Origin of the sequence: Idiomarina zobellii (assembly GCF_900100855.1) — a bacterium.
Taxonomy (GTDB): Bacteria; Pseudomonadota; Gammaproteobacteria; order Enterobacterales; family Alteromonadaceae; genus Idiomarina; species Idiomarina zobellii.
This window is the reverse complement of record NZ_FNCB01000002.1, coordinates 53268-75274: the sequence shown is the minus strand read 5'-3', so window position 1 is coordinate 75274 and position 22007 is coordinate 53268. Positions and strand designations below refer to the sequence as shown.

At 47.6% G+C, this 22007-nt stretch carries 20 protein-coding genes; 11 read left to right on the top strand and 9 right to left on the bottom strand.

All coding sequences use genetic code 11. The annotated features are described in order from the left end of the window. Positions 1-8: 8 nt before the first annotated feature. The 3 genes from BLT32_RS02455 to BLT32_RS02445 are packed head-to-tail and all read right to left on the bottom strand — an operon-like array spanning position 9 to position 3216. Positions 9-1616 (bottom strand): carboxyl transferase domain-containing protein, encoded by a 1608-nt coding sequence (locus BLT32_RS02455; RefSeq protein ID WP_053952724.1) that lies wholly within the window; start codon positions 1614-1616, stop codon positions 9-11. A gap of 14 nt (positions 1617-1630) precedes the next feature. Further along, positions 1631-2800, bottom strand: a complete 1170-nt coding sequence (locus BLT32_RS02450; RefSeq protein WP_053952723.1) for an isovaleryl-CoA dehydrogenase — start codon at positions 2798-2800, stop codon at positions 1631-1633. Beyond that, the gene (locus BLT32_RS02445; RefSeq protein WP_053952722.1) at positions 2797-3216 is read right to left on the bottom strand and encodes a MerR family transcriptional regulator; all 420 of its coding nucleotides are present in this window, start codon (positions 3214-3216) and stop codon (positions 2797-2799) included. Before BLT32_RS02445 ends, BLT32_RS02450 begins: the two co-directional genes overlap by 4 nt. A gap of 78 nt (positions 3217-3294) precedes the next feature. Between BLT32_RS02445 and BLT32_RS02440 the strand changes: the two genes are divergently transcribed. After that, on the top strand, positions 3295-4476 hold the full coding sequence (locus BLT32_RS02440; RefSeq protein WP_053952721.1) for an acetyl-CoA C-acyltransferase: 1182 nt from the start codon (positions 3295-3297) through the stop codon (positions 4474-4476). A 20-nt stretch (positions 4477-4496) separates the two neighbouring features. Here BLT32_RS02440 and BLT32_RS02435 read toward each other — a convergent pair whose 3' ends face one another. Continuing rightward, positions 4497-5375, bottom strand: coding sequence for an EamA family transporter (locus BLT32_RS02435; protein WP_053952720.1), 879 nt, complete (start codon positions 5373-5375; stop codon positions 4497-4499). Positions 5376-5444: 69 nt separating this feature from the next. Here BLT32_RS02435 and BLT32_RS02430 point away from each other — a divergent pair, with 69 nt between their 5' ends. From BLT32_RS02430 to rlmM, 9 genes are all read left to right on the top strand, one after another. After that, on the top strand, positions 5445-6944 hold the full coding sequence (locus tag BLT32_RS02430) for a CoA-acylating methylmalonate-semialdehyde dehydrogenase (RefSeq protein WP_053952719.1): 1500 nt from the start codon (positions 5445-5447) through the stop codon (positions 6942-6944). Positions 6945-6956: 12 nt separating this feature from the next. Next, the gene (locus tag BLT32_RS02425) at positions 6957-8114 is read left to right on the top strand and encodes an acyl-CoA dehydrogenase family protein (protein ID WP_053952718.1); all 1158 of its coding nucleotides are present in this window, start codon (positions 6957-6959) and stop codon (positions 8112-8114) included. Positions 8115-8123: 9 nt separating this feature from the next. Then, positions 8124-9245 carry an enoyl-CoA hydratase/isomerase family protein gene (locus BLT32_RS02420; RefSeq protein WP_053952717.1) on the top strand — a complete coding sequence of 374 codons (1122 nt, stop codon included), beginning with the start codon at positions 8124-8126 and terminating at the stop codon, positions 9243-9245. A 27-nt stretch (positions 9246-9272) separates the two neighbouring features. Continuing rightward, positions 9273-10169 (top strand): 3-hydroxyisobutyrate dehydrogenase, encoded by an 897-nt coding sequence (mmsB, locus tag BLT32_RS02415; protein ID WP_053952716.1) that lies wholly within the window; start codon positions 9273-9275, stop codon positions 10167-10169. Between the two features lie 20 nt (positions 10170-10189). Beyond that, a complete protein-coding gene (locus tag BLT32_RS02410) occupies positions 10190-10954 on the top strand; it encodes an SDR family oxidoreductase (RefSeq protein WP_053952715.1) in 765 nt (254 codons plus the stop codon). 95 nt (positions 10955-11049) lie between these two features. Then, a complete protein-coding gene (locus tag BLT32_RS02405) occupies positions 11050-11949 on the top strand; it encodes a transcriptional regulator GcvA (protein ID WP_053952714.1) in 900 nt (299 codons plus the stop codon). Next, complete coding sequence (locus BLT32_RS02400; protein ID WP_244887040.1) at positions 11946-12569, top strand: alpha/beta family hydrolase; 624 nt, start codon at positions 11946-11948, stop codon at positions 12567-12569. The genes BLT32_RS02405 and BLT32_RS02400 overlap by 4 nt, the downstream gene beginning before the upstream one ends. After that, a complete protein-coding gene (locus BLT32_RS02395; RefSeq protein WP_053952712.1) occupies positions 12569-12949 on the top strand; it encodes a DUF423 domain-containing protein in 381 nt (126 codons plus the stop codon). The genes BLT32_RS02400 and BLT32_RS02395 overlap by 1 nt, the downstream gene beginning before the upstream one ends. Beyond that, positions 12949-14034, top strand: coding sequence for a 23S rRNA (cytidine(2498)-2'-O)-methyltransferase RlmM (gene rlmM, locus BLT32_RS02390; protein WP_053952711.1), 1086 nt, complete (start codon positions 12949-12951; stop codon positions 14032-14034). Before BLT32_RS02395 ends, rlmM begins: the two co-directional genes overlap by 1 nt. A 43-nt stretch (positions 14035-14077) precedes the next feature. Here rlmM and BLT32_RS02385 read toward each other — a convergent pair whose 3' ends face one another. The 5 genes from BLT32_RS02385 to BLT32_RS02365 all read right to left on the bottom strand — a co-directional run bounded on the left by BLT32_RS02385 (position 14078) and on the right by BLT32_RS02365 (position 20061). Further along, complete coding sequence (locus BLT32_RS02385) at positions 14078-15082, bottom strand: isocitrate dehydrogenase (protein WP_053952710.1); 1005 nt, start codon at positions 15080-15082, stop codon at positions 14078-14080. Positions 15083-15187: 105 nt separating this feature from the next. Next, a complete protein-coding gene (locus BLT32_RS02380) occupies positions 15188-16708 on the bottom strand; it encodes a hypothetical protein (RefSeq protein WP_053952709.1) in 1521 nt (506 codons plus the stop codon). Next, positions 16705-17091 (bottom strand): DUF3192 domain-containing protein, encoded by a 387-nt coding sequence (locus tag BLT32_RS02375; protein WP_053952708.1) that lies wholly within the window; start codon positions 17089-17091, stop codon positions 16705-16707. The genes BLT32_RS02380 and BLT32_RS02375 overlap by 4 nt, the downstream gene beginning before the upstream one ends. A gap of 7 nt (positions 17092-17098) precedes the next feature. Continuing rightward, positions 17099-18454, bottom strand: a complete 1356-nt coding sequence (gene ppnN / locus BLT32_RS02370) for a nucleotide 5'-monophosphate nucleosidase PpnN (protein ID WP_053952707.1) — start codon at positions 18452-18454, stop codon at positions 17099-17101. 59 nt (positions 18455-18513) lie between these two features. Beyond that, on the bottom strand, positions 18514-20061 hold the full coding sequence (locus BLT32_RS02365; RefSeq protein WP_053952706.1) for a GGDEF domain-containing protein: 1548 nt from the start codon (positions 20059-20061) through the stop codon (positions 18514-18516). A gap of 154 nt (positions 20062-20215) precedes the next feature. Here BLT32_RS02365 and BLT32_RS02360 point away from each other — a divergent pair, with 154 nt between their 5' ends. After that, the gene (locus BLT32_RS02360; protein WP_053952705.1) at positions 20216-21997 is read left to right on the top strand and encodes a M61 family metallopeptidase; all 1782 of its coding nucleotides are present in this window, start codon (positions 20216-20218) and stop codon (positions 21995-21997) included. The last annotated feature ends 10 nt before the right edge of the window (positions 21998-22007 follow it).

Sequence of the window (22007 nt, the reverse complement as noted above, 5' to 3'; positions counted from 1 at the left end):
ACCTCCGATTACATACGGAAGACGCCGAAGCGGCTGTCTTCAATCGGTGCATTTAATGAAGCGGCAAGGCTTAGTGCCAGAACTTCGCGCGTTTGTGCCGGATCAATAATGCCGTCGTCCCATAAGCGAGCAGACGCATAATACGGATGACCTTGTTTCTCGTACTGCTCAACAATTGGCTTTTTCAGCGCTTGTTCTTTCTCTTCACTCAGACTTTCGCCTTTACGGGCTAAATTGTCTTTGGTGACCTGCGCCATAACGCCTGCAGCTTGCTCACCACCCATGACCGAGATACGCGCATTTGGCCACATGAACATCATGGTTGGGTCATAAGCGCGACCACACATGCCGTAGTTACCGGCGCCATAGCTACCACCAATTAAGACGGTAAACTTAGGAACTTTCGCACAGGAAACGGCCATAACCATTTTCGCGCCGTGTTTGGCAATGCCTTCGGCTTCGTACTTTTTACCGACCATAAAGCCGGTAATGTTTTGTAAGAACACCAGTGGAATTTTACGCTGTGCACAAAGCTCAATGAAGTGGGCACCTTTTTGCGCCGACTCGGAGAACAAAATACCGTTATTCGCGACAATACCAACGGGGTAGCCGTCAATGCGGGCAAAACCTGTCACCAGCGTATTACCGTAGTTGGCTTTAAATTCATCAAAGTCAGAATCATCAACAATGCGCGCAATGACTTCGTGAACGTCATAAGGCTTACGCAAATCGGTACCAACAATGCCGTACAGCTCTTTGGCGTCGTAACGCGGTGGCTTTGATGGTTGGCGGTCCAGCTGAGTTGGCTCACCTCGGTTAAGGCGTGCTACCGAGCGGCGTGCTAAAGCTAAAGCATGCTCATCGTTGTGAGCAAAATGGTCGGCAACACCGGAAATGCGAGTGTGCACGTCGGCGCCGCCAAGCTCTTCGGCGGAAACTTCTTCACCCGTTGCAGCTTTAACCAAAGGTGGGCCTGCCAGGAATATGGTGCCTTGTTCTTTAACAATAACGCTTTCATCGGCCATTGCGGGTACGTACGCACCGCCGGCGGTACACAGGCCCATAACCACTGCAATTTGCGGAATGCCTTTGGCTGACATGTTGGCCTGATTAAAGAAAATACGCCCAAAATGTTCTTTGTCAGGAAATACTTCATCCTGGCGGGGCAGGTTAGCGCCGCCAGAGTCTACCAAGTAAATGCAAGGTAGGTGACAGCGCTCGGCAATTTCCTGAGCACGCAAATGTTTTTTAACGGTCAGGGGGTAGTAGGTGCCGCCTTTCACGGTGGCATCGTTGGCGATAATCATGCACTCGGTGCCTTCGACCTGACCAATACCAGCAACAACGCCGGCAGAAGGTACATAGTCCTCGTAGCAGTCCCATGCCGCAAACTGACCCACTTCTAAAAATGGCGAGCCAGCGTCCAATAATTTATTAATACGGTCACGAGGCAGTAATTTACCGCGAGATAAGTGGCGCTCCTGATACTTAGGACCACCGCCTTGGTGTATTTGTGCTGCTTTTTCCTGCAAGTCGTCAACCACAACCTGCATCGACTCGTAATTTGCAGTGTACTGCTCATCACGAGTGTTTACTTTACTCGATAAAATTGCCACAGCGCAGCCTCCCGTTATTTGGATTCGCTGAAGATTTCACGACCTATCAGCATGCGGCGAATTTCTGATGTGCCCGCGCCTATTTCGTACAGTTTTGCGTCACGTAACAAACGACCTGTTGGGTACTCATTAATGTAACCGTTACCGCCTAATAATTGAATGGCGTCTAAGGCTAATTGAGTGGCTAACTCAGCGGCGTATAAAATTGCGCCGGCTGCGTCTTTACGAGTGGTTTCACCACGATCGCAAGACTGGGCTACTGCGTAAACGTAAGCGCGAGCTGCATTAGTACGAGTGTACATATCAGCAACTTTACCCTGCACTAATTGGAACTCGCCAATTTCTTTGCCGAACTGCTTACGGTCGTGAATATAAGGGACGCAAGCGTCTAAGCATGCTTGCATAATGCCTAATGGCCCTGCTGCAAGAACTGCGCGCTCGTAGTCCAGACCGCTCATTAGTACAGCGACACCTTCGTTAAGCTCACCCAAAATGTTCTCTTCAGGAACTTCAGCGTTTTCGAATACCAGCTCACAGGTATTTGAACCGCGCATACCAAGCTTGTCGAGCTTTTGCGCCTGGCTGAATCCAGGGGTGTCTTTTTCAACGATAAACGCAGTAATACCCCGAGAGTTTTTCTCAGGTTCCGTTTTTGCGTAAATGACGAAAACATCGGCATCCGGACCGTTAGTGATCCACATTTTGTTGCCATTCAGAACGTATTTGTCACCTTTTTTCTCAGCACGCAGCTTCATGCTGACAACATCCGAACCGGCGTTAGGTTCGCTCATAGCAAGAGCACCAACATGTTCACCGGTACACAGCTTTGGTAAGTATTTTTTCTTCTGCTCTTCGTTACCATTACGGTGAATTTGGTTCACACAAAGGTTTGAATGTGCACCGTAACTCAGACCTACTGACGCTGAAGCACGGCTAATTTCTTCCATAGCGATAACGTGCTCAAGATAGCCCATACCCGAACCACCGTACTCTTCAGCAACGGTTAAGCCAAGTAGACCCATGTCGCCAAGCTTACGCCATAAATCGCTTGGAAATTCATTTTTCTCGTCAATGTCTGCAGCGCGTGGTGCAATTTCATCACGAGCGAAAGCATTAACTTGCTCACGGATCATGTCGGCCGTTTCGCCGAGGCCAAAATTAAAAGTGGTGTATTGACTAATCATAACGACTCCTGAGAGTGAACTTTGGATGTTGACTGCTGAATGGCTTCAAGTTCGTCCTGGCAACGTTGTTCCAGACCACTGAGTTCCGTCAGCAATACATTAATATCTTCCATTTGTTGTTTGAGTGAGACTTTCTTCTCACTGATAAGCTCAAGTACCTTTTGTAACTGCGCAGCGCTGCTGTTGTCTGCGTCATAAAGCTCAAATAAGCGACGCGTTTCAGCCAAAGAAAAGCCTAAACGTTTGCCCCGTAAAATGAGTTTTAAACGGACTCTGTCTTTATTGGTATAGATGCGCTGCTGGCCCTGTCGCTTTGGTGAAAGCAGGCCTTCGTCCTCGTAAAAGCGGATGCTACGAGTGGTAATGTCAAATTGCTTTGCCAGTTCACCAATACTGTAGGTAATTTTATTGTTCATCGGTACTTGCTTTTTGGTTGCTCTGGGATCTAAGCTTAGAGGAAGTTTACGTTAACGTAAAGTGCATTTGGAGGAAAGATGTCAAGCGATTCCATCGTTATTGTGGCGGCCAACCGCACGCCAATGGGCGGTTTTCAGGGCAGTTTGAGTGATGTGTCAGCACCCAACTTGGGCGCGACAGCGATAAAAGCAGCTCTTAGTAACAGCGGTTTAACTGCCGATGATATTTCAGAAGTTATCATGGGTAATGTATTACCCGCTGGCTTAGGTCAGGCTCCGGCTCGCCAGGCGATGCTATACGCAGATTTACCTCGCTCTACAGGCGCGACTACCATTAACAAGGTGTGTGGCTCGGGCTTGAAAGCGGCAATGATGGCGCACGACTTAATTAAGGCTGGTTCGGCCGATGTCGTTGTTGCAGGTGGCATGGAAAGTATGTCAAACGCACCTTATATGCTACCAAAAGGTCGTAGCGGTTACCGAATGGGGCATGGGCAGGTCCTTGATCATATGATGCTTGATGGGTTGGAAGACGCTTATGAGCATAAAGCAATGGGCGTTTATGCTCAGGGTACTGCTGATGAATACGGCCTTGACCGTGAAGCAATGGATGAGTTTGCCATTAATTCATTAACCAAGGCACAGGCAGCTATTAAAGATGGACTATTTGACGGTGAAATTACGCCGGTGACTTATTCGACTCGCAAAGGCGAAGTCACGGTAGACACTGATGAACAACCTGGTAAAGCGCGCCTGGATAAAATTCCACAGCTTCGCGCAGCTTTCAAAAAAGACGGCACTATTACTGCGGCTAACTCCAGTTCTATTTCCGATGGTGCGGCTGCACTTATTTTAATGCGTGAAAGTGAAGCTAAAGCCAAAGGCCTGCAACCGCTGGCGCGAGTTATGGGCCACACGACGCACTCGCAAGCTCCGTCTGAGTTTACTGTCGCTCCTATTGGCGCAATGAACTCTCTGCTTGGCAAGTTAGACTGGACAAAAGACGATGTCGACTTATGGGAAATTAACGAAGCCTTTGCCATGGTCACTATGTTGGCTATTCAGGAAATGAAATTAGACCCAGCTAAAGTCAACGTGCATGGCGGCGCTTGTGCATTAGGGCACCCAATTGGTGCAAGTGGTGCTCGCTTATTAGTAACTTTGCTGCATGCGTTGAAGCAAAAAGGCCAGAAGCGCGGCATCACCTCGCTGTGTATTGGTGGTGGCGAAGCCGTCGCTCTGGCAGTGGAAATGATGTAACTGGCGTATGCCTATATGAGTTAGCCGGCGGGCTTCAATTTGTGAACGCGCCCGGCTAACCAAACAGCAAGTACGATAATTAAAGCGCCACTAATAAGTCGGGTATAGTCGAAAGACTGCTCCCAAAATAAGACATTAACTAGAATTCCGGCAGGAATGAGCGCATTGTTCATGGTGGCAAGTTGCCCTGTGTTAACCCATTTGCTGGCCAGATTCCAGCCAAGGTAGCCGAGACCGGAGGCAATAATGCCCAACCAGAGCAAGATACCCCACTGAAGCTTAGTGGTTGGCAATAGGTTAAAGTCGGCGAAAAATAATACGCCAAGCCCGGCAATGACACTGGCGCCAAAGAAAAAGGCGGCAAACTGCTGACTTTGGGCGAGGGTTTTACCTGTGGGTAGACGTTTGTAAGCAACTTGACCTAAGGCAAAGCACGCATTGGCGGCTTGAATTAAAAAGAAGCCAGTGATGAAGTCATCGGACAATGGTTGATAGCGAATAATGGCAGCGCCACCGACAGAGACCGCTGCTGCTACCCACCATAGTAGGGGTAAGTGCTTGCGGTTGAGTATAAGCTCATCAATAAGAGTAATGTAGAGCGGCGTAAAAATAGTGAACAAAAGCACTTCAGCGACGCTCAAATACAAAAATGCGTGATACAAAAATAAATACATGGCGCCAATTTGCACGGCGCCAATAATGGCCAGCTTAGTCAGTTGAGGTAGCTGCCCACTTTTGGGCGATAAATGCCGCCAACGGAACAAGGGTAGAACGGTTAATAGTGCTAAAATCATGCGCACAAAAACAACAATATAACCGTCAACTTGTCCGGCAAGGTAAACGCCAATGAGAGAAAAACTGGCGGCCCAAAGCAAAGTAATCAGAATTAAGAGGGTCACGTTAAAGGCTCACTTAACTAAATTCGTTCATTATGATGTGAACAAAATAACACAACAAGAAGGTGAATTATGTCTAAGAAAGTGCCTCTGTACATAGATGGCGAATTTGTCGCCTCGAAGTCGGAACAGTGGATTCCTGTCACCAATCCAGCGACACAGGAAGTTATCGCCGAAGCGCCCGTTGCCACTCAAAGTGAAATGGAAGCAGCGGTTGAGAGCGCGCGCGAAGCGTTTAAAACCTGGAAAGAAGTACCTGTATCAGAGCGTGCTCGCGTAATGATGCGTTATCAAGCACTGCTTAAAGAGCATCAGGAAGAAATTGCTGAAATCCTGGCTCAGGAAACCGGCAAGACATTTGAAGACGCAAAAGGCGATGTCTGGCGCGGTATTGAAGTGGTTGAACACGCAGCTAATATCCCTTCGTTATTAATGGGCGAAACGGTTGAGAACGTTGCTCGCAAAATTGATTCATACAGCTATACGCAGCCGCTAGGCGTCTGCGCTGGTATTACACCGTTTAACTTCCCGGCAATGATTCCGCTTTGGATGTTCCCGTTGGCAATTGCCTGTGGCAATACCTTTATTCTTAAGCCGTCTGAGCAAGATCCTTTAACACCAACGCGTTTGGTCGAGCTGTTTGAAGAAGCGGGTGCTCCAAAGGGCGTTCTGCAGGTCTTACATGGTAATAAAGAGCAAGTCGACTTCTTGCTCGATCACCCCGATGTCCGTGCATTGTCATTTGTTGGTTCGGTACCTGTTGCTGAATACATTTACCGCCGTGGTACGGAAAACGGTAAGCGCGTTCAGGCGTTTGCCGGTGCGAAAAACCACTGCGTTATTATGCCGGATGCAAACAAACAGCAAGTTATCAATAACTTGGTTGGTTCGTCGGTTGGCGCCGCCGGTCAGCGTTGTATGGCAATTTCTGTCGCCGTGTTTGTTGGCGCTGCGAAAGAGTGGATTCCAGAAGTGGCTGAAGCTATCGCAAAAGTTCGCCCGGGTGCCTGGAATGACGAGAATGCAGCCTATGGTCCGGTTATTAGCCCACAGGCGAAAGAGCGTGTTGAAGCCTTAATTACTCAAGGTGAAAAAGAAGGCGCGAAGCTTTTAGTCGACGGACGCAACTGTGAAGTTGACGGCTTACCAAAAGGTAACTGGGTAGGGCCGACTGTGTTTTCTAGTGTCACACCTGATATGGAAGTGTATAAAACTGAGATTTTTGGTCCGGTTTTATGTACGACAGAAGTTGATAGCCTGGATGACGCGTTAGAGCTGGTTAATAACAACCCATACGGTAACGGTACGTCTATCTTTACGGCCAGCGGTGCGGCTGCTCGTAAATATCAGCACGAAGTTGAAGTGGGTCAGGTCGGTATTAACATTCCAATTCCGGTACCTCTGCCATTCTTCTCGTTTACTGGCTGGAAGCGTTCATTCTTCGGTGATCTCCACGCTTATGGCAAACAAGCGGTGCGTTTTTATAGCGAAACGAAAACTGTGACGGCGCGCTGGTTCGAGAGCGACATTGATGAAGTCGCCGGTCCAAATATGTCGATTAACCTTAGGTAGTAGGGGACAACGATGAACTTTGAACTGACAGAAGATCAACAAGCCTTTGTCGATACGGCAAAGGCGTTTGCTGAAAAAGAGCTGGCGCCGAATGCGGCAAAATGGGATGAAGAGCATCATTTCCCAATAGAAGTGTTTCGTAAAGCCGGTGAAATGGGCTTTATGGGCATGTACACGCCGGAAGAAGCTGGCGGCTTTGGAATGAGCCGTTTAGATTCAGCGTTAATTTTTGAACAACTGGCTGGCGGTTGTACCGCAACAACTGCAATGATGACCATTCACAACATGGTCACCTGGATGATTGGCTCGTTCGGCCAACAGTCTGTAATTGACCAGTGGGTACCAGAGTTGGTTACCGGTGAGAAGTTGGGCTCTTACTGCCTGACAGAGCCTGGTTCAGGTTCAGATGCGGCCAGCTTACGCACCAGCGCGAAAAAAGATGGCGACGAGTACGTTCTGAACGGCTCTAAAATGTTCATTTCGGGTGCCGGTGAAACCGACGTACTGGTCGTTATGGCACGCACTGGCGAAGACGGTCCTAAAGGCATTTCTGCCTTTGCAGTGCCGGCCGACGCAGAAGGTATTGTCTATGGTAAAGCTGAAGACAAAATGGGCTGGAATGCCCAGCCGACTCGCTTAGTGACCTTTGAAGACGTTCGCATTCCGGCAGAGAATTTGCTGGGTAAAGAAGGCGAAGGCTTTAAGTTTGCCATGATGGGCTTAGACGGCGGACGTATTAACATTGCGGTTTGCTCTGTCGGTACCGCACAAGCGGCGCTGAATACGGCTAAAGCTTATATGCAGGAACGTACGCAGTTTGGTAAGCCGTTGGCAGCCTTTCAGGCGCTACAGTTTAAGTTAGCTGATATGGCCACGGAGCTGGTAGCAGCACGTCAAATGGTGCGTTTAGCGGCAAGCAAAGTCGATAACAATGATGCGGATAAAACGACGTACTGTGCAATGGCTAAGCAGTTTGCGACAGACGTTGGCTTTAAAGTATGTAACGATGCGCTACAACTGCATGGTGGCTATGGTTACATTAAAGAGTATCCGTTAGAGCGCCATGTGCGTGACGTTCGTGTACACCAAATTTTAGAAGGCACGAATGAAGTCATGCGTATGATTATCGGCCGCCGTATGCTGGCGGATAACGATCGCGAAATCTTGTAAGGAGATTCCATGCAAGACGTTGTACTTTTTGAAGAACTGAGCGCCGGTGACAAAGTCATCGGCGTTGCTACATTAAATTCCGAGAAATCGTTGAATGCCTTAAGTTTGGCAATGGCGGAAAAGCTATTACCGAAGCTTAACGAATGGGCAAAGAACGATGACGTAGCTTGTGTTTGGCTGCAAGGAGCGGGCGAAAAAGCATTTTGTGCTGGCGGCGATATTGTCGCCATGTATAAAGCCATGCAGGCAGAGCCCGGTAAATTAGTAGAGGAGGTTGAAAACTTCTTTACTCAGGAATACAAGCTGGACTATCTCATTCAGACCTACCCGAAGCCTCTCATTTGCTGGGGTGACGGCATAGTGATGGGCGGCGGTATGGGCTTAATGAATGGAGCCAGCCACCGTATTGTGACCGAACGCTCGTTATTGGCTATGCCGGAAGTCACTATTGGCTTGTATCCAGACGTTGGCGCGACTTACTTCCTAAACCGTATGCCGGAAGGTTGTGGGTTATTCCTCGGAATTACCGGCGCAACCATCAATGCCAATGATGCGCTTTATTTGAACTTGGCCGATCACTTCGTTGGTCACGAGAGTAAAGACGTTATACTGACTCGTCTCAAAGAGACTGAGTGGGGCAATACAGCCGCGCTTAATAAACAAAAAGTGACTGACTTACTGAGCGCAGTAGCGAGTGACGACACAACGGCACTGCCAGCGCCTCAGGTAGAACCGCATCAGTCTCTTATTTCTGAGCTCACAGCAGGTAATGACATTGGTGACATTGCTGAACGCATTGTTAAGGATGAAACTGATGACAAATGGTTAAGCCGGGCACGGAAAAACCTGGCGAACGGTTGCCCGTTCACCTCTCATTTGGTCTGGAACCAGTTACAGCAAGGCTCTGACCTGTCGTTAGCTGACTGCTTCCGGTTAGAGTTGACGCTGTCGTGTAACTGCGCGGTTCGCGGTGACTTTGCTGAAGGCATTCGAGCTTTGCTGATTGATAAAGATAAAAATCCACAATGGCAGCACAGTTCAGTGGCGGACGTACCCGCAGAAGAGGTTGATGCATTCTTTTTACCTCCGTGGGGTGACAGAACGCATCCGCTGGCCGATCTCGATAAATAAAACGAATGAACAAGAAGGAGTGCCGACATGGCAACCGTAGGATTTATTGGACTGGGTAACATGGGTGGCCCAATGGCCAGCAACCTGGCTAAAGCAGGGCACAAAGTTAAAGCGTTCGACTTGTCAGAAGAGGCGCTAAAAGCCGTTGTCGCAGATGGTGCACAAGCCGCGAAAACCGCCGAAGAAGCTATTGATGGCGCTGAGTTTGTGGTTTCAATGTTACCGGCAGACCGCCACGTTAAAGGTGTTTATTTAGGTGACAACGGACTTATTAACAAACTGTCTAAAGACCAATTAGTTATCGATTGCAGCACAATTTCTTCAGATACAGCGATGTTTGTGGGTGAAGAACTTGAGAAAGCGGGTATCGCTTTCATTGATGCACCAGTGTCTGGTGGCGTGGGTGGCGCGAAAGCCGGTACATTAACCTTTATTTGCGGTGGTACTGAAAGCAATGTAGACCGTGCACGCACTGTATTGAACGACATGGGCAAAAATGTGTTCCGTGCAGGCGATGTCGGAGCCGGGCAAATTGCTAAAATTTGTAACAACATGCTGCTTTCTGTATTGATGGTTGGCACGTCAGAAGCTCTGCAATTGGGCAAGGCAAATGGTCTTGACCCGAAAGTTTTATCCGAAATAATGCTGGCAAGTTCAGGTCGCAACTGGACGCTGGAAGTGTATAACCCATGCCCAGGGGTTATGGAAAACGTGCCTTCCAGTAACGATTATCAAGGTGGCTTTTTGGTGGACCTAATGGCGAAGGATTTAGGTTTAGCCCAGCAAACGGCCCTGGAAAGTGGTGCCGCAACGCCAATGGGCTCGCTGACGCGTAATCTATACCACAGTTGGTCTGAACAAGGCCATGGTCGTCAGGACTTTTCCAGTATCTTTAACTATGTGGCGCCTAAGTCACAGAAGTAACTTAAGAATTGAGGAAACACATGCAAATTAAAGACAGTGTGATTGTAATTACCGGTGGCGCTCAGGGACTGGGTCTTGCAATGGCTGAAGACTTTGCCAAGCAGGGCGCTCAGTTAGCGCTTATCGACATTAACGGTGACGTATTAGGTGACGCTCAAGAACAGTGCGAAAAATTAGGCGCAGCCAAGGTTATTGGCTATGAAGTCGATATTACTGACGAAGAGTCAGTAGAAACCGTGTTTGAGCAAATTCAGCAGGAATTTAACGGCATTGATGTATTAGTCAATAATGCCGGCTTACTGCGCGACGGTTTATTGATTAAATACAAAGACGGTGAACTGAAACAAAAAATGCCTTTGCAACAGTTCCAGTCTGTATTAGACGTTAACCTAACCGGTACCTTCCTGTGTGGTCGTGAGGCGGCAGCACAAATGGTGAAAGCCGGTAAAAAGGGCGTCATTATTAATATTTCTAGTGTAGCTCGTGCTGGCAACATGGGTCAGACCAACTATTCCGCAACGAAAGCCGGTGTAGTTGCAATGACAGTAACCTGGGCGCGGGAGCTTGGTCGTTATGGCATTCGCTGTGGAGCTATTGCCCCTGGCTTTATTGAAACGCCAATGACAGCTCAAATGAAACCCGAAGCGGTCGAGCGTGCGTTGTCTATGGTGCCGTTGAAGCGCTGGGGACAGCCCAATGAAATTGCCCACAGCGCACGTTACATTATTGAAAATGACTTTTTCAGCGGTCGAGTCGTCGAAATTGACGGTGGCGTACGACTGTAAGTCGCATTAGATAAAGTAATGTAAATAGCCGAATGAAGGGCGTCTCTGTTATAGTAGTGAGTAACTAAAAAACAGAGACGCTTTTTTGTATCGGCATGCGCAAATTACCTCCCTTAAATGCACTAAAATCTTTTGAAGTGGCCGCACGCCACCTTAGCTTCACCAAAGCAGCCGAAGAGCTGTTTGTTACCCAAGCGGCAGTGAGTCATCAGGTTAAAGCGTTAGAAGACTTCCTCGAACTTAAGCTGTTTATTCGTCGAAACCGTTCGTTATTGCTGACTGAAGAAGGTCAGGAGTACTATTTAGAGCTTCGGGAAATTTTTGAACAGTTGGCGCAAGCGACCGACAAATTGCGACTGGTATCAGAGCGCGGAGCTCTGACTGTATCGGTGCCTCCCAGTTTCGCAATTTTATGGTTTGTGCCGCGGCTAAGCAGCTTTCGCGAAGCACACCCAGACATGGATATTCGTATAAAAGCAGTTGATGAAATTAGCGGTTCACTGACTGATGATGTCGACGTAGCCATTTATTACGGTGACGGTCGCTGGCCCGGAGTCAAATCCTATCAGCTTCATGAAGAATACTTATGGCCAGTGTGTTCGCCTTTATTGTTGAATAAAGCCGACATAACAGAGCCGGCAGATTTATTTAAACAAACACTGTTACATGATGAAACGCGTAATGCCTGGAAAGACTGGTTTCAGTTAGTTGGTTTGCCACAATATAAAGGCGATAACGGCCCGGTGTTCAGTCACTCGAGCCTGGCGCTGCAAGCAGCGGTACATGGGCAAGGGGTGGCCTTAGCCAATAACGTGTTAGTAAAGCCTGAAATTGACAGTGGTCATTTGGTGAGAATATTTCCCCAAGCGTTGCAGCGGAATAAAGCCTTTTATTTGGTTTGTCGTGACAACCAGGCCGAAATCGGTAAAATCGCGACCTTTCGGCAATGGCTGCTGGACATAGTGCAGCAGGAAGAAAGGGAATTTAAGGAATGATGCGTTATCAGCGGCAAAATCCAGAAGGTGCTATGAGGATTATCTTTCTGCATGGCTCTGGCGGAGGTCCCGATACTGCGTTTATGAATTATTTCGCTGAGCAATGTGTGGCTTTTGGCGCTGAAGTGGTTCGCCCGGACTTTCCGTACTGGGAAAAAGTAAGAGAAACCGGTAAGCCCAGGCCACCTAACAGAATGCCAACCCTTGTTGAGGCAGTCGAGTCTCTACTGCAAGACCTGCAGCAGGACAACAAACCGTTAGTTTTAATGGGGAAGTCGCTGGGCAGCCGGGTGATGTTGCGCGTGGCGGACAAGTTCAATGCTCAAGCGTCTATTGCATTAGGTTTTCCGTTCCACCCTCCGCAAAAACCAGAAAACTCGCGGTTGGATGAGTTAGCAATGAGCCGAGCTCCGGGGCTTATTTTACAGGGAACTCGAGACCCCTTTAGTAAACCGTTAATGAAGAAGAAAGAGCAGGGTGAATGTGTAACGTTACCTGACAACTGGTCATTGCGTTGGCTGGAAGGGGCTGATCACGGCTTTGAAGCAACTAAAGCAAAATCGGCAGACACGCCCGTTATTTGGCAGCAAGCGGCTACGGCAATTAAGGAGTTTATTTAGTGAGTCAGTTATTTTTAATCGTTGCGGCATTTTTAGGCGCAACGGGTGTTATGTTAGGCGCCTTTGCTGCGCATGGTCTTAAGTCGAAATTGAGTGAGAGTTTGCTGAGTGCTTTTGAGACCGGTGTAACCTATCAGTTTTACCATACACTAGCGCTACTAGCGTTAGCCTTATGGCTTAAACAGACAACGTCTGGATGGTTTGTGGCAAGCGGTTATTTATGGATAGCCGGTGTCATTTTGTTTTCTGGTAGTCTATACGCATTAGCGCTTACCGGTATTAAGTGGTTCGGGCCTATAACTCCCTTAGGTGGTTTGCTATTTATCGCAGGCTGGATAAGCTTGCTTATTGGCGCAATAAAGTTAGGAGCAGTGAGTTAATGAGCGGAATTATTTTATTGTGTCGCGCTGGTTTTGAAGGCGACTGTGCCGCTGAAATTCAGGATAAAGCGACCGAGCTTGGTATTTACGGATACTGCCAGACACAGCCTAATCAGGCTTATGTCACTTATAATTGTCAGGCTGAAGAAGCGGAGCATATTGCCAGAAAGCTTCCGTTGAAAGACTTGGTGTTCGCGCGCGAAATGTTCGCTTTGCTTAGCCCAATTAAATTAGCCGGCGTTGAAGACCGAGCCAGTGAGGTGATAAAAGCGTTAAAGCCGCATCAGGAAACCTTCGGTTTGGCTGGCGAGCTCCGGGTGGAAACACCTGATACAAACGAAGCTAATCAGTTATCAAAGTTTTGTCGGAAGTTCAGTGTTCCGCTTCGTCAGGCTTTGCGAAAAGAAGAGCTGTTAAGTAATAAACCGTTGGCAAAGCGTCCTTTACTGCATGTACTTTTTGTTAATTCAGCACATGCCCTGACCGGGTATTCATACAGTTATAACCAGACACCTTATGACGGCGGTATTTTGCGTCTAAGAATGCCGAAAGACGGGCCTAGCCGTTCGACGTTGAAGCTCGATGAGGCTTTTCAAGTGTTTGTTCCTGAAAGTGAGCAGGAAAAACGCATACATCCCGGTATGAAGGCCGTCGACTTAGGTGCTGCGCCAGGTGGCTGGACGTATCAGTTAGTGCGTCGGGGTATGATGGTACAGGCTGTTGATAACGGCCCTATGGCTGAGGCGTTAATGGAAACCGGGCAGGTTCAGCATATAAAAGAAGATGGCTTTAAGTTTCGCCCAAAACGCAAAAACATTCACTGGCTAGTTTGTGACATGGTTGAAAAGCCAGCACGAGTCGGTGAGTTAATGACAAGCTGGTTGCTTGAAGGCGACTGTCAGGAAGCTATTTTTAACCTGAAGTTACCCATGCGTCAGCGCTATGCTGCGGTGAAAGAGTATCTGGAGCAAATAAAAGACCAGCTACAGACACAAGGCACTAAGCCATTCGAAATTCAGGCCAAGCACCTGTATCACGACCGTGAAGAAATAACAGTTCACTTGCGCTGGCTACCGAAGCAGTAAAGGGACGAGCAGGCTTTCACCGGGAAAGCCTGCTGTAAACTGATTACAGACGGTCAATAACCGCTTGTGTAAAGTCTGTTGTGCCGTGCGAACCACCGAGATCGCGGGTGGTGCGATCACCGGACTCAATAACGTCTGCCAGAGCTTTGGTGATTTTTTCAGCTTTATCGGCCATGCCTAAGTATTCCAGCATTTGAATAGAAGCCAGAATAACAGAGCTTGGGTTAGCCAGGTTTTTACCCGCAATGTCTGGTGCAGAGCCGTGAACCGCTTCAAAGATAGCGCAGTCTTTACCAATGTTAGCGCCTGGCGCCATGCCCAAACCACCGACTAAACCTGCGCAAAGGTCAGACAGTATGTCGCCAAACAGATTGGTAGTGACAATAACGTCGAACTCTTCCGGGTTCATAACCAAGCGCATACACGCCGCATCGACAATCATCTCAGCAGATTCGATATCTGGGTATTCTTCGGCAATTTCGCGAGCTACTTTCAGGAATAAACCAGAAGTGGATTTCAAAATATTGGCTTTATGTACTGCCGTTACTTTTTTACGGCCTTCGCGACGGGCTGTTTCGTATGCAAAACGCACGATACGCTCAGCACCTTCACGCGTGATTTTGCTCATAGCCTCGGCTTCGTTACCGTCTTCTGAGATTTTCTGACCAAGACCTGAGTACATGCCTTCGGTGTTCTCGCGGATAGTAATGATATCAATATTTTCATAGCGTGCCTGAGTGCCTTTGAACGACAATACGGGACGCATATTTGCGTATAGCCCGAAGTGCTTGCGAAGGCTGACATTAATCGAGGTAAAACCTTCGCCAACGGGGGTGGTTAATGGCCCTTTTAAAGTAACACCGTTACGAGCGATAGCATCAAGTGTATTCTGTGGCAGAAGCTCGCCAGTTTTTTCTAAAGCGGTTAAACCGGCTTCTACATATTCGTATTCAAAGTCGCAACCTGCTTTGTCGAGAATGGCTGTTGCCGACTTAACAATATCGGGACCAATACCGTCGCCTGGAATAACTGTGATTGTCTTGCTCATTTAAAGAGTTCCTTCAAACCGTGTTACAACTAAATACAGGCAGTAATTCTACCACCCCTACAGTTTATGTGACTAGAAAAGCATTATTCACCAAGTGAATAGGTGCTATAAGGGAGAGTGACAATGACTCTCAAACGCTGCTATCTGCTGCACTTTTTGAGCACTCGTTGGTGTTGCGCCTAATGCTTCATAGCAAGAGTCTAGCAGCTTCTGAGCCGAATCGCTTAATTCTGCTTGTGGGTGATACACCTTAACCGCCAGAAAATGGGCAACGTAGAATAGGGCGGTTAACTTTTTGTCAGTTGTTTGTTCTGGATCAAGCAGTAAGTGTGTCTTCTCGGGCAGTTGCCAGCGAGCAACCAACTGACGACTGCGTCTAAAGTCAGCCGGATCTAACGCTGAGCCGACCCAACTACTGCAATAAAAGTGCTCGATAACCGATACTTTTGGCCATTTAGATGACTTTAATAAATCCGGATGGCGGAACAGGTCGGCACCTGACAGCAATGCTAATAGCGGAGCGGGCGTGGGAAGTTTAATACCGCTACTTTGGCTGAGCTTTTCCAGTAAGGTACACAGCAGGTTAATGCGTTGCATGAGCGCTTTATGCAACGGTATGCTATTTAGCGAAAATTGGTGCTGCAAAAAAGCCGTCGCAAGAATAATGGAAGCGCGTTTGGCGCCCAACCATAGATACGCCTGCTTAATATCCATTTTAGCGGCTTCATCATTATTAATGCGTTCATTCTCTATGACGGACTGATGCACCGACTCGCTTAAATAGGGCACTTTTCTGATTTGCTGTATCACCGCATTGAGTGAACCAGACGCATTAGCGTATCGATTAATGGCTGTAAGCAATGCTTTCGGCGTTTGCAAAGTAGAGGGTCTGGCCTCAAGTAAAAAGTCCCGGTGTTTCACTAATGACTCGAGAATGTCTGAGGCTGTTGGTTCGTTAGTTGGCTGCCACTGCTCTAGCTGCTCTGCACTCACATAAAATGGCGTATGCAGCTTATGAGGAAATGCCAATAAAAACTGACCTTTTTGATAATCCATCAGTAGTGCGGAACGCGATTTTTTAGTGTGCTTAAAGCGTTGGCCCGTGAAATAACGACAAAAGCCGGCGCTTTGCTTCATTAATGGCCAGAACTTGTATCGGAAAACACTGTTTAGTTGAGGTGCGAACTCAACTTCCGGAGGCACACGCTGTTGCTGAACCCGCGATATGAGCGCCACCCAATGCCGATAAAACGCAATATCATGTGAGTTAAAACTCAAGGGCTTCAATGCTTCTAACCAAAGCGCCTGGCGCAGTTGCTTAGAACGCCAGCAATCCACACTCTCATTAATACAGGCACTCAGACAAGCGGCTGCTAACACCCGCCGGTAATGGGTGTGCAAAGCCAGAGTTTTTCCTAACTTTAATGCGTTAACAGCCTGAGCAAGGAACTCAACGAGCTTATCGTTATTTTCGAAACGGGCCTGAGCGTAGCAGGGAAGTAATTCAGGCCAGCGATACTCTTGAAACTCTTCATCAAGCGACTTCACAAATTGATACAGCTGGCGAATGTCATGCTTGTCCATTAGCCCGTAAGCTTTAGCACAACAGTTAGCGAGCTTGTTCATTGTCGCCTCTGAGTGTTCTGGTAGTCTTGGTAAGAGTCATTACCCCAGGCAATAAGTTCATTATCTTTGAACACCAAAGGGGTGCATTCGTCTTTGGTTGTAATGCCGTCAGAAGTAACATGATGGGTACGGTAAAACAGGACTTGCATGTCGCCTTGCTCAGACGATTTAGCTTCGTTGATATCGGGAGAGCCCAATATTCGAATAACACTGTCTTTCGACATGCCTAAGTCGAGTTGACCAATTTGACGTGCATTATAGGTTTCACGTTCCTGCCATTTAAGATCGGCCGGATCAGCCTGATACAACATCAGGACTAATCCGACAATTGCCAAGTAGCTAACAGCGCCTATGGCTAAAATGACAAAAACTTTGTTCTTCATAACCCGCTTAATCAGTAACGACTTTATAGCAAGGATAGTACACCGAACCCGGTAACTTCATACGGCCCTGTTCGACGAACGCTTGCAATAATACGTCCAGTCGCTTCATTAACTGGGTTTCACCGTGAATGGTGAATACGCCTTTTTCACGAATGCGGCGAATACCGTCGTCTTTCACATTACCGGCAACAATAGATGAGAAGGCGCGACGCAAGTCAGCGGCTAACTCTTCTTTTGGCTGGTCAGGGTGCAAGTTCAACGCGGCCACATTGTCGTGTGTTGGTACAAATGGACGCTGGAAATTGTCGTCAATAAACAGTGTCCAGTTGAAGTAATAGGCATCGCCCGAGTCGCGGCGATACTGCTTCACCGAAGCCATACCGGCACTCATATGCTGAGCGACACTGGCCGGGTCTGCAATAATAATTCGGTACAGTTGACGAGCTTCTTCACCCAATGTCTCGATAATGAATTCATCTAAGGCTTCGAAATAGTCACGTGAACTTTCAGGCCCGGTTAAAATGACCGGTAAGCTTTGCTGCTGGTTTTTCGGGTGCATTAAAATGCCCAGTAAATAAAGCAGCTCTTCGGCAGTGCCTGCGCCACCGGGGAATATTACAATGCCGTGTGCACAACGAATAAAGGCTTCCAGACGCTTTTCAATGTCCGGTAAAATGACGAGTTCGTTGACAATAGGGTTAGGTGGCTCAGCGGCAATGATGCCTGGCTCTGTTAACCCTAAATACCGACCGCCACTGATGCGCTGCTTAGCGTGACCAATAGTCGCGCCTTTCATAGGACCTTTCATAGCGCCGGGGCCGCAACCTGTACAGATATTCAAACCACGAAGGCCCAGCTGATAACCTACTTCCTTAGTATACTTGTACTCTTCTTCACTAATTGAGTGACCACCCCAGCATACCACCATGTCAGGCTCTTGCATGGCCTGAACGGTACGAGCGTTGCGGAGAATATCGAAAACGACATGGGTTAGGGTGGCGCTATCTGCGTCTTTAAGCTCTTCTTCTGAATAACGCTCGCCGGTAAATAGAATGTCCCGAAGCACAGACTCCAGTAACTCGCGAATACCAACAATAAGCTCACCGTCGACAAACGCCTCTTCCGGCGGCTCAATAAGTTCGATTTTTATGCCGCGCTCTTTGCGAATGATATTAACGGAGAAATCTTGGTACTTGTCGTAAATTTCTGCGCTGCTGTCGGTTTTACTACCGGCATTCAGTACGGCAAGGCAGCAGTTTCTGAAAAGCTTATAGAGTTGGCTGTTTGAAGATTTTTTTAGTCGTTCTATTTCTAGTTGTGACAACAGAGACATTGTGCCTCTGGGAGAAATACTTGCTCTCATTATTATTTAATACTCCTTTACAAAGGGTGACCCTTGTCACCTTATATGGCACCTCATCATTAGTATCCGTCCGGTGCCAGAATAACGTTGTTTCGTCCGTTTTCTTTTGCTTGATACAGTGCTTTGTCAGCACGTTCAAAAACAGACACTGTGGTGTCGTTGTTATTTTTAAAAGACGCCACGCCTGCCGATACAGTAATGCGAATATCGTCAGTTTTAAACTTAAATGGGATATTAGCGACTTTTTCTCGGGCTAATTCCATCTTCTCTTTCACTTGATTCTCATCAAGACAAAAGATAATAGCAAATTCTTCACCGCCATAGCGACACACAAAACCATCATTTTTTAGTGTTTTGTTTAAGGTGCCGGCAATGACCTGTAGAGTTTTATCACCCGCAATATGTCCGAAGTTGTCATTGACGTCTTTAAAAAAGTCGACATCAGCAATGGCGATGGTGAGGGCGGTTTGCCCTTTTTGCCAACGTGCAAACTCCATATTCAGTCGTTCTTCAAACGCAGAGCGGTTAGGCAACTTTGTTAACGCATCCTGTAAACTGCGGAATTTTTGTTGTGCCAGCTCCCGCTTGTAACGCTCAACTTCCGCTTCTGTCTGGCGTAATTTATCTTCAAGCTCACTAGTATTTTTAGTGAAATTTTCACGCTCATGGTTTTGCAGCAAAATATGCTGCTCCAACGTAGCACCTAGTTGCTTTAACTTGCTGCCAACCGTTTCCTTCAGCTCGAAAACTTCTGAAGCACCATGAACACAGTCAGAAATATCAGATACGCCCAACTTTAGCTTTTCATTAAGGACGTCGCGCTGTTCTGCAAAATAGCCCGACGCGCCTACCGTATTGCCCAGTATGTTATTGACTGATTCGAGTGACGCATTGAGTTGCTGTAAAAAGCTCTGAGCCGACTTACGTTCTTCATTCACGCTGTTGAAAATAAGTCGCATAACTTTGAGGCTGATGGTCATCAGGGTGTCGAGGCTTTGAGGTTTTTGCAGCGCTGTTTTAACTTGTTGTAATGCTTCTGCGGAGTTACCGCTAAATTCAACTTCGCTTAACAGATCAAATAATTGAGCTTGATAGGTCTCAGTAGCAACGGCATCTGCTTTGGGTTCGTTTTTAGTGACAGCGCATTGGTGTGATAAATTCAATAAGCGATTAACCAGCGGCAAATAGTGGGTAAGCGCCATGGTCGGTTTTTCAAACGCTTTTTCAATGCTGGCCAGTTCTTTTTCAGCTTGCTTTGTTGAGGGTTCGAGTTTCGCCAAAGCGTTTGAGATAGTGTCAGTGGTTTGCTTAGTTTGCTGCTGAAATTTAATGGTGTAATTAGCAATGGCGTCACTGAGTTTTTCAATCAGCGGGTCAAGTATTGCCGCCGATGCATTTTGCTGAATTTGGCTACGAAGTTGGTGAATAATGGAGTCTAAATCGTTGTCAACACCATTAAGTGCCAGACACAACTGATTAACAAACTCAGAGTAACGTTCTGAGTCCCGACGATAATCGTCCTCAATCTGTTTTCTGGACTGAATGCTTTGCTGCAACTTCTTGCTTAGATGCTGCACCTGCTCTTGCGGCGTTTCAGGTATTGACACTACTCACCTTCTTACTTTCTTACTGACAACTCATACTAGTACGAGTCTTAGGGTGACAAAGTTTATCGGTTTCTGCATTAAATACTATTCACAGATTGTGGTAGTCTTTGCATTTATTTCCTAACAAAAAAGTCGAAAATAGCGGGGACGTACTGTGCGTAAAAGCGTATTAGCATTATCGATTCTATTAACATCTTCAGCGGCCTGGGCAGATACTGAGTATAAAATTGATCTGACTCAACCGGAGCACCAGCGAGGGGACGTTAGTATCACGTTTCCTGAAACTAATGAGCAGTTTCTGGACATTAAAATGCCTGCCTGGCGCACGGGATATTACCGTATTTTAAATTTGGCCAATGGGATTAGGGACTTTACCGCGAAAACTAATGGCCAGAACCTACGCTGGGAAAAAGTGGATAAAAGTACCTGGCGTATCCACTTACCGAAAAACGTGGGTGAAGTGACGGTGAATTATGAAATCTACGCTGACCAGCTGGGCCGCAGAAGCCGTCATATTGACGACAGCCACGCCTATTTAGACGCCTCTGCGGTGTTTATGTACGCCGACCAATGGCGTAACGAACCAGTAACGGTATCGCTAAATGTGCCTGACAACTGGCGCAGCTATTCCGGTATGGAGCGCGAGGGTGATCATAGCTTTGTCGCCGATAACTGGGATGTATTGGTCGACTCGCCAATAGAAACGGGTATTAATAAGCACTTTGCCTTTGAGCAGGGCGGGCGTGACTACGAAGTGGTGTTTTGGGGCGAAGGCAACTACGACGCTGAACAGACAGTTGCAGACCTGGAAAAATTAGTAGCTACCGGTGACTCTATTTGGAGCAGTTACCCTTATGAGCGCTACGTTTTTATGATTCACGCAACCTCCGGGGCCGGTGGTGCAACGGAACACAAAAACTCCACGGTTATTCAACGCCCACGTTATAGCTTTGCCAGTCGAGATGACTATTTGTCGTTTATGTCGACAGCCTCTCACGAATTTGTACATACCTGGAACGTGAAGGCTTATCGACCAGACGGTCTGGTGCCTTACGACTACCAAAAAGAGAACTATACAGATTTATTCTGGATAGCCGAAGGCTCAACAAGCTACTTCCAAAACCACTTACTGCTACATGCGGGAGTTATGGAACCTGACGAATACTTCGAGCGCTTGGCTAGTGGTATTGACCGTTATAAAGCTAAGCCTGGCCGCAAGGTGATGTCAGTGGCAGAGGCTTCTTTTGAAGCCTGGATTGATCAGTATGGCGACCGTGCTCACAACGACTCAGTAAGTATTTATTCGGAAGGTGCGTTAGTCTCCTGGATGCTCGATAATGCGTTACTTGAGGCAACGGACGGTGAAGTTAGTTATCGCGATGTACACAACGAACTTTACAAGCGCTTTGATGCTGACGAAAAGGGCTTTAAGGCCAGCGATGTGCTCGCAATTCTTAATGACTTAACTGGTGACTCGTGGCAGCAATGGTGGCAGAACAATGTTGAAGCACCAGCAGCCGATATTCCATTTGAGAAAATGCTGAACGATGCGGGCTTAGAGCTGGTCTACGAAGAAAATGATGAGCCAGAAAACTGGACAGGTTGGCGTGCATCGAAAGTAGACGGTGGCATGGAGTTGACTCAAGTCAGCCGCGGTAGCCCGGCATGGGAAGCCGGTTTTAGACCGGATGATGTCATTGTTGCGTACGACGGCTATACGGTTATGCAGGGTCGTTTTAAGGAAGCGCTTCAGGAGTATGAAGCGGGTGACGAAGTTAAGGTCACTTTCTTCCGCCGCAATCAATTGCATGAGAAAACGCTGAAGCTCGAGCAGGCACCGGCAACTGATGCCTCGATTAAGCCAGTAGACGCGCCTACTGCACAACAGAAAGCGCGCTTCTTACAGTGGTTGCAAATTCCGCACCCAAACGCGTAATTTGCTGAGA